Here is a 2,743-nt window from a genome sequence, read left to right as displayed (position 1 = left end):
TAATACCAATCCCATTAAGTTATTGCTCACTTGTACTAGTTAAAATAGCTCAATGCTGTGTTGCTCTCACTCCCAATAGCCAGCTATTGCTCAATCGAGCGCCTTACCTTGAATTATTTTTCCTGCGCACAACAAGATCACAAACTTAATGGAACTGGTATAACTTAGCAGTACAAGCGATTGAATCATCGACTATTATCAAAATTAATTTCAGCCAATATCGTCAGCTCATGTTTACTAATTTAGAGCTGTGCCATTTCCAAGTTCATTATTTAGAAACTCATTGGCTACTCGAAAAAGAACAAAAAGAAATGCAAACGCTACCATTTTAAGCAAAAGAGCGTTATCGGCGTTTTATTGATGAGCACGCTAATATTGTTGCTCGTTTACTTCAATATCATATTGCTAGTTATCTCGGTATTACCCCAGCACAATATTCCAAAAAGTGGCGTGGGTAATGTTATGAGCTTTGCACTGAGGGGACAGTTAGTTATTAGCATCATTATCAGCCATTTTGGTTTTTTTGATAGTCCAGTCAAGCAAATCGATTGGTAAAAATCACTTGGAATTGTCTTAATGATTGTTGGTTTAATTTTAATTAATAAGGAGGCGAAATGAAGTCTTTAATTAGCGCAAACCTTGCGAATCTAGATAGTTTTTTATTAACAATGCCTTATGGTCTTGAGGGTGACTATATTCGCCATAAAAGTTGGCCTAATAAATATTGGCAATCTGGGTTTAGCGCTACTTCTGAAGTGACAATTAGCCAGTTAGGTAACAAAGTGTGGCTCAGCATTGATGATATTAAAGCTGAGCAGTTTACTCGTTCTCAACTAACCTTGATGAATTTAAAGCTTGATACTATTTTAACCGCGAGTTTATCGCCACGGGTAGAGGTGGAAACTGATTATACTCATTGGGCTGTTGCTTGTGGATTGGGCTTTAACTATGAAATTGATGCAAAGGTGATCAAAGCTCTGGCTAAAAATGTAAATAATACTGTGCTGTCGTTAAAAATTGGTCAAGATATTGCCGTGACGGCCATTCTACATAAAACCGGTGATATTATGGGCTTGCACCAAATGGCGACCCTACCTGCTTTTCGTGGTCAAGGTTTAGCCAAGGAGATGATGCAGCACCTAATCACCCATGCTAGGCAAAGTGGTGCACAGCTATTTAGTTTGCAAGCTTCTCAGGCGGGTTTGTTTTTATATGAGAAATTAGGATTTGAAGTTGCGATCCCTCTGTATTTTTATCGTAAAAATGATTAAAGTGGAACGGGCATAAGTATTAAACCTTAAATTGTGCACCTTCGTGCATCAATAGTTTTGCCTTTAATGCCAAACCACCGGCATAACCGGTTAATTTACCGTTGCTGCCGATAACACGATGACACGGCACGATTAGCGCAATGGGATTTGCTCCATTGGCGGAGCCTACGGCGCGAACCGCTTTTTCATTATTAATACGCTTGGCGATCCAAGCATAACTTTTGGTTTCGCCACAGGGTATTTGAATTAACGCTTGCCAAACCTGCTTTTGAAAGTTGGTGCCATCAGGTGCTAGCGGCAGATCAAAGTGTTTTCTGTCACCGTTAAAGTATTCGGTTAATTGTTGAATAACTTGCTTGAATTTGCTGTTATCTTCAGTTAAACCGGCTAGTGTGATCGGTGACTTTCCGGCTTGAAAAGCCAGTGCGCTTAAGCCATTGTCGTTTGCCGTTAAGGCAATTTCACCTAAGGGTGATTGATAAGTCCAGTAATACATTTAAAGGTTCCTTAGTTTTAGAACTGACATCTAGTAATGAAATGTGGCGCTAACATTTAGTGATGAAATGGTGTCATTAGCTTTGAGCTGCCAGCGACTGCTATAAATATATTGCCACATAAGCGCGCACTTTCACAAACCTCAACACTTAACATATTTGTTCTATTACTGTAATTGCACTTGTTATACCAGTTCCATTAAGTTTGTGATCTTGTTGTGCGCAGGAAAAATAATTCAAGGTAAGGCGCTCGATTGAGCAATAGCTGGCTATTGGGATTGAGAGCAACACAGCCTTGAGCTGTTTTAACTAGTACAAGTGAGCAATAACTTAATGGGATTGGTATTATTGTAAAGCAGTTGGCAAGAGCGGAAATGATTTAACAACAGCAGGTTCGTGAGACAGTGAGCTAAAAGCCAGTGAAATACACCTTCAGTTTACTGGTTTTGATTAGTTCTGTAATTTGACCGCTGATCTATATATTAAGAAGATGGTTGAGGCTTAGAGGTTAAAATAAAAGCTAAAATACTTTCCTTATTTGTCACCATAAAACCTGGCTTAGGGCTTGGAATGAATATTTTTTATAAGCTGGCTAATACTAATATTAAAACCAAGCGATCTGGCATGATAAAACTTGTTGTAAGCAAGTATGGTTGCTGATCTGCTGTAAAGTTACCTGAGCAAAAATAGTAAAAAAACTGCAATCTAAGATATATTTGAGTTAAAGATGATCTCTTAATAACTAGGCCTTAATAAATACCAGCTTAAATTTATAGCTCATATTAAAAAAGCCTAAGTAGTTAATTTATAGACTGCTTTTAATACCAGTTCCATTAAGTTTGTGATCTTGTTGTGCGCAGGAAAAATAATTCAAGGTAAGGCGCTCGATTGAGCAATAGCTGGCTATTGGGAGTGAGAGCAACACAGCCTTGAGCTATTTTAACTAGTACAAGTGAGCAATAACTTAATGGGATTGGT

The 2,743-nt window shown here is 38.2% G+C and carries 3 protein-coding genes; 2 read left to right on the top strand and 1 reads right to left on the bottom strand.

Annotated elements, in window-relative coordinates:
• Positions 1–360: 360 nt before the first annotated feature.
• Both ESZ39_RS18440 and ESZ39_RS17370 read left to right on the top strand, forming a co-directional pair.
• On the top strand, positions 361–555 hold the full coding sequence (locus ESZ39_RS18440) for a DMT family transporter (RefSeq protein ID WP_146881176.1): 195 nt from the start codon (positions 361–363) through the stop codon (positions 553–555).
• Between the two features lie 59 nt (positions 556–614).
• Positions 615–1,271, top strand: coding sequence for a GNAT family N-acetyltransferase (locus ESZ39_RS17370; RefSeq protein WP_146881175.1), 657 nt, complete (start codon positions 615–617; stop codon positions 1,269–1,271).
• Between the two features lie 19 nt (positions 1,272–1,290).
• On the opposite strand, the gene ESZ39_RS17365 is transcribed toward ESZ39_RS17370, so the two are convergent.
• On the bottom strand, positions 1,291–1,767 hold the full coding sequence (locus tag ESZ39_RS17365) for a methylated-DNA--[protein]-cysteine S-methyltransferase (RefSeq protein ID WP_146881174.1): 477 nt from the start codon (positions 1,765–1,767) through the stop codon (positions 1,291–1,293).
• Positions 1,768–2,743 lie beyond the last annotated feature (976 nt).

The sequence above is a fragment of the Colwellia sp. C1TZA3 genome, from assembly GCF_007954265.1.
In the GTDB taxonomy this organism is placed as follows: Bacteria; Pseudomonadota; Gammaproteobacteria; order Enterobacterales; family Alteromonadaceae; genus Cognaticolwellia.
Note: the sequence above shows the minus strand (reverse complement) of the source record. Positions and strands in the feature narration are given on the sequence as shown.

Bases quoted from the DNA above. Each gene is read 5' to 3' on its own strand.
- ESZ39_RS17365 (WP_146881174.1), bottom strand. From the start codon at position 1,767: ATGTATTACTGGACTTATCAATCACCCTTAGGTGAAATTGCCTTAACG.
- ESZ39_RS17370 (WP_146881175.1), top strand. From the start codon at position 615: ATGAAGTCTTTAATTAGCGCAAACCTTGCGAATCTAGATAGTTTTTTA.
- ESZ39_RS18440 (WP_146881176.1), top strand. From the start codon at position 361: ATGAGCACGCTAATATTGTTGCTCGTTTACTTCAATATCATATTGCTA.